Annotated in this window: 7 protein-coding genes; 6 read left to right on the top strand and 1 reads right to left on the bottom strand. The window is 62.6% G+C overall.

Annotated features, from left to right (window positions below):
- The 6 genes from VGP39_RS04500 to VGP39_RS04475 all read left to right on the top strand — a co-directional run.
- Window positions 1-474 (top strand): phosphoribosylaminoimidazolesuccinocarboxamide synthase (locus VGP39_RS04500; RefSeq protein ID WP_327566903.1); only part of this gene is annotated, 474 nt, incomplete at its 5' end.
- A gap of 138 nt (window positions 475-612) precedes the next feature.
- Window positions 613-852 (top strand): phosphoribosylformylglycinamidine synthase subunit PurS, encoded by a 240-nt coding sequence (gene purS, locus VGP39_RS04495; protein ID WP_327566902.1) that lies wholly within the window; start codon window positions 613-615, stop codon window positions 850-852.
- A gap of 116 nt (window positions 853-968) precedes the next feature.
- A complete protein-coding gene (locus VGP39_RS04490; RefSeq protein ID WP_327566901.1) occupies window positions 969-1,223 on the top strand; it encodes a hypothetical protein in 255 nt (84 codons plus the stop codon).
- A gap of 74 nt (window positions 1,224-1,297) precedes the next feature.
- Window positions 1,298-1,831 carry a hypothetical protein gene (locus tag VGP39_RS04485; RefSeq protein WP_327566900.1) on the top strand — a complete coding sequence of 178 codons (534 nt, stop codon included), beginning with the start codon at window positions 1,298-1,300 and terminating at the stop codon, window positions 1,829-1,831.
- 89 nt (window positions 1,832-1,920) lie between these two features.
- Window positions 1,921-2,550 carry a hypothetical protein gene (locus VGP39_RS04480; protein ID WP_327566899.1) on the top strand — a complete coding sequence of 210 codons (630 nt, stop codon included), beginning with the start codon at window positions 1,921-1,923 and terminating at the stop codon, window positions 2,548-2,550.
- Window positions 2,547-2,783 carry a hypothetical protein gene (locus VGP39_RS04475; protein WP_414644565.1) on the top strand — a complete coding sequence of 79 codons (237 nt, stop codon included), beginning with the start codon at window positions 2,547-2,549 and terminating at the stop codon, window positions 2,781-2,783. The genes VGP39_RS04480 and VGP39_RS04475 overlap by 4 nt, the downstream gene beginning before the upstream one ends.
- A 170-nt stretch (window positions 2,784-2,953) precedes the next feature.
- Here the strand turns inward: VGP39_RS04475 and VGP39_RS04470 are convergent.
- Window positions 2,954-3,732 (bottom strand): fumarylacetoacetate hydrolase family protein (locus VGP39_RS04470; RefSeq protein WP_327566898.1); only part of this gene is annotated, 779 nt, incomplete at its 5' end.

Here is a 3,732-nt window from a genome sequence, read left to right as displayed (position 1 = left end):
GGCTCCTTGTCGCAGCGGCTCGGCATCGAGGAGGGCACGCAGTTGCCGCGCTCGATCATCGAGTTCTATTACAAGAACGACCAGCTCAATGACCCGATGGTGTCCGAAGAGCACATCACCGCGTTCGGCTGGGCGACGCCGCAGGAAATCGACGACATCATGGCGCTGGCGATCCGCGTCAACGATTTCCTCACCGGGCTGTTTCTGGGCATCGGCATCCGGCTGGTCGATTTCAAGATGGAATGCGGCAGATTGTTCGAGAACGAGATGATGCGCATCATCGTCGCCGACGAGATCTCGCCGGATTCCTGCCGGCTGTGGGACATCAAGTCGAACGAAAAGCTCGACAAGGACCGATTCCGGCGCGACCTCGGCGGCGTGCTGGAAGCCTACACGGAAGTGGCAAAGCGGCTCGGCATCCTGATGGAGAACGAGCGCCCCGCGGGAAGCGGCCCGGTGCTGGTGAAGGGCTGACAACTCAACCGTCATCCTGAGGAGCGAGCCGTCTTCGGCTCGCGTCTCGAAGGATGGCAGCAAACTCCGCCCTTCGAGGCTCGGCGACTTCGTCGCCGAGCACCTCAGGGTGACGTTGGGGATAGTGGATTTGAAATCATGAAAGCGCGCGTCACCGTCACCCTGAAATCCGGCATCCTCGACCCGCAGGGCAAGGCCATCGAAGGCGCCTTGAAATCGCTCGGCGTCGCCGGCATCGCCAGCGTGCGTCAGGGCAAGGTGTTCGACATCGAACTGTCAGGCGCCGACCAGGCCAAGGCCGAAGCGGCGCTGAAGGACGCCGCCGACAAGCTGTTGGCGAATACGGTGATCGAGAATTACCGGGTCGAGGTGCTTTAGCGAGCAGGTTGCCGCCACGGACGCGCAAAGAAAGTTTGCGATGAAATCGGCGGTTGTGGCGGAGCCGGCAATTGGGGGGGTATGCTGTCGGATTAGGATCCCGGGAAAATACGAAGATGGCCGACGTGACGCCCGAACCGATGTTTGAAGTGCTGAAATCGGTACAGGCGCGGCTCGCGCAGGTCGATGGCAAGGTCGACGAGCTGAGGCAGGGGGTGCAGGCGCTCGGAACATCGCAAAATGGCATTCGCCAGGAAATCACCGGCATTCATGAGGAGATCCTGGGCATCCACGCAACGCTGATCCGTCACGAAGGCCGACTCGACCGCATCGACCGCCGGCTCGAACTTAGCGACGCCCCCGCTTCGTGATGACGGTCGTTTCTGATCGAGAATTACCAAACCCCGTTGCTCCGATGCGCGCGCGGATGATCGGCCTGTGCGCCATGCTTCTTGCAGCGTTCGCCGTCTCGCAGGCCGCAGCTCAAGGCACCACACGCGTCACCATCAAAAATCCCGACCCCGCCAAATGGGCCGGCCGCAACAATTTTTTCAGCAGGAGCACCGGCGTATACACCTGCCGTGCGCTGGCCTGTCCCGATGCGGCGCAAGTCACCGCCAGCATTGCCAACAGCCCGACCCGCAGTCCCGATCCGCAGGCGCTGGCAAAGCTCGCCGCCAGGATTCCGGAATCGGTCGCGCAGGCCAATGCCAATATCGCCTCCGGCATGGCGCCGGGCCGCAAGATCGAGAAGATGTCCAGCGGCGTCACCACGCTGCGCGGCTATCCGGCGATCGTGCAGGAGACGCGCATGGTGGGCGGCGAAAAAGGTCCGATCTATCTCGCCAAGGCGTCAATCTTCGCCAAATCGGCGCTGATCCACATCTCCTCGGTTTCGTCCTCGCCGGAGCTTGCACGGCGCTACCGCGAGCTGTTCATCAAGGCGATGGAGGTCGAGGATACTCCGGTTCCGCGTTGATGGACCTCCCGGCGGTTGCTGGCGGGCCGCTTGACGGCGAACTATAGGGAATATTGGCCGGCCGGGGCTGGGTTTTGGGCGGGGCTTCGATGGGGATTTTCTCCCGGATTTCTTGTGGCGCGGTGCTGGCCGCCGCCGCGTTGTCGCTTGCGGCATGCGCCGCGGCGGTGGTCGGGCCGGAACATCCCGGCACCAGGGTCACCTTCAAGTCGCCGGATCCGCAAAAATGGATCGGGACCCGGGCGGCGGGCGAGCGGCGCTCGATCTTCCGTTGCCGGCCGCTGGCGTGCCCGGAGAACTCAATCGTCACGGTCCGCACCGCGGCCAGCCCGACGCGCAGCCCCGATCCGATTGCCTTGCAAAAATTCGCGCAGGAAGACGCGAAGCGCCAGATGGAGCAGACCGAGCAGGCATCGACCGAGGCGGTCGGACGGCTGAGGGACCTGACGCTGCTCTCCACGCGGGTCATGAAGATGAAAGAGTTTCCGACCGTGCACTGGGAGTATCGCGCGATCGGCGCAAACGACAAGACGATCTATATCGTGCGCGACATGGTGTTCGCGGGCAACACCATGATCGACGTGATTTCCACCTCGCTCGGCATCGAGGTCGCGCGCCGCAACGGCAACGACTTTGTCGGCGTATTGGACATCGAGGATTTTGCGCCGCCGCCGCCCAGCGCCGCGCCGCCGCCTGCCGCGGGGTCCACGCAAAGATGATGGCGGCGGTCAGCAATGAGTTGATCTACGACATGCTTAAACAGGTTCAACATCGGATTGATCGCGTGGATCACAAGGTCGACGAGATCAAGTCCGAATTAAATGCGCTTCGCGGTTATCACGTCTCGATGCAACAAGACATTCACAATGTCTACGGAATCCTCGGCCGTTATGATTTCCGTCTTGAGCGCATCGAACGCCGCCTCGAACTGAACGACTCGCCTGCCGCATGACGGCCGCGCTCTTCGCCATTCTCGTTGCAACGCTTGCCGCTTTGCCAGCAGATCGTAGGGCGGACAAAGCGGCCGGACGCGGATGCGTCCGGTGGCGTGCCGACCATCGCGGGCAATGCGCGTGATGGTGGGCACGGCGCAACGGCGCCTTTGCCCACCCTACGCAGACGTCAGGTCAGCGTGAATTCCAGGTCGCCGAGTTTTTCGATGCTGCAGACGACCTTGTCGCCGGCCTTGAGCCAGACCCGCTTCTCCGGCGGATAGCCGGCGATGACGCCTTCGGGCGTGCCGGTGAAGATGATGTCGCCCGGCTCCAGCGTCATGAAGCGCGAGGCGTAAGACACGAGCTGCCTGACGCCGAAGATCATGTCGCCGGTGTTGGCCGATTGACGCTGCTCGCCATTGACCTTGGTCGAGATCTTGAGGTTTTGCGGGTCGATCTGGTCCGATGTCACCAGCCAGGGACCGATCGGGCCCCAGCCGTCGCCGGTCTTGCCCAGCATCCATTGTCCCGAGCGCATCTGCTGGTCGCGCTCGGAAAAGTCCTGGCCGGTGCAATAGCCGAATACATAAGACAGCGCGTCGGCCTCGCCGACATTGCGCGCGGTCCGGCCGATCACCGCCACCAGCTCGGTTTCGTAATCAAAATTCTTGCCCGGCTCCTTCGACACCGCAATCGTCCCGCCATGACTGTTGAGCGCGGTCGTAAATTTATTGAAGAGTATGGGCTCCTTCGGCAGCTTCTGGTTCGCTTCGGCAGCGTGCGCGCGGTAATTCAGCCCGACGCAGAGGATCTTGCCGGGCTCGGTGACGCAGGGCGCGAATTTCGCGTCCTTCTCCGCGACGAGATATTTGCGGCCCCCGGCCTTCGCCTTGTCAAGGGTCGACTTCAGCGCTTTCGTATCATAGTCGCCGCCGATGATCTGGTCGGTCGAGACCGGCGCGCCCA

Origin of the sequence: Bradyrhizobium sp. (genome assembly GCF_036009065.1) — a bacterium.
Lineage (GTDB): Bacteria > Pseudomonadota > Alphaproteobacteria > Rhizobiales > Xanthobacteraceae > Bradyrhizobium.
Note: the sequence above shows the minus strand (reverse complement) of the source record. Positions and strands in the feature narration are given on the sequence as shown.

Excerpts from the sequence above, each read along its gene's own strand:
- purS (WP_327566902.1), top strand. The coding sequence starts at position 613 with ATGAAAGCGCGCGTCACCGTCACCCTGAAATCCGGCATCCTCGACCCG.
- VGP39_RS04490 (WP_327566901.1), top strand. The coding sequence starts at position 969 with ATGGCCGACGTGACGCCCGAACCGATGTTTGAAGTGCTGAAATCGGTA.
- VGP39_RS04485 (WP_327566900.1), top strand. The coding sequence starts at position 1,298 with ATGCTTCTTGCAGCGTTCGCCGTCTCGCAGGCCGCAGCTCAAGGCACC.
- VGP39_RS04480 (WP_327566899.1), top strand. The coding sequence starts at position 1,921 with ATGGGGATTTTCTCCCGGATTTCTTGTGGCGCGGTGCTGGCCGCCGCC.
- VGP39_RS04475 (WP_414644565.1), top strand. The coding sequence starts at position 2,547 with ATGATGGCGGCGGTCAGCAATGAGTTGATCTACGACATGCTTAAACAG.